Origin of the sequence: Saccharothrix sp. ST-888 (assembly GCF_000955975.1) — a bacterium.
In the GTDB taxonomy this organism is placed as follows: domain Bacteria; phylum Actinomycetota; class Actinomycetes; order Streptomycetales; family Streptomycetaceae; genus Kitasatospora.
The window spans coordinates 1-362 of the sequence record NZ_JYJF01000545.1; the positions used below are offsets into that span (position 1 = coordinate 1).

Sequence of the window (362 nt, forward strand, 5' to 3'; positions counted from 1 at the left end):
CGCGTCGAGGGCCGTGGCGCTATGGGCGGCGGTGAGGCTTGTGATCAGTGGCCGTCCGGTGCTCGCCTGCGGCGTCCGGGTCGCGTTGGAGGCCCACACGCCCGCGTAGCAGTCGGCCTGGAGCCCCAGCTTCACCGAGGCGGAGTTGGCACCCTGCCGGGCCGGGCCGACCCGGTCCATCGTCCCGGTGGGGTTCTGGAGGTGGTGCCCGTACTCGGGCGCGACCACGTACGGCGCGGCGAACGGGCGGCCGCTGGGGCCGAACCGGGTGGGCAGCTCGTTGAAGAACCCGGGGTCGAAGTAGGCGGTCTCGTCGGCGGGGCAGTAGAACGGGCCGACAGCCGAGGTGGCCGGGCCGCAGG

General features: G+C 74.3%; 1 protein-coding gene. It reads right to left on the minus strand.

The window, feature by feature from the left end:
- Positions 1-362: neutral zinc metallopeptidase (locus UK12_RS33730; protein ID WP_045307030.1), on the minus strand; the 362-nt coding region annotated here is incomplete at both ends.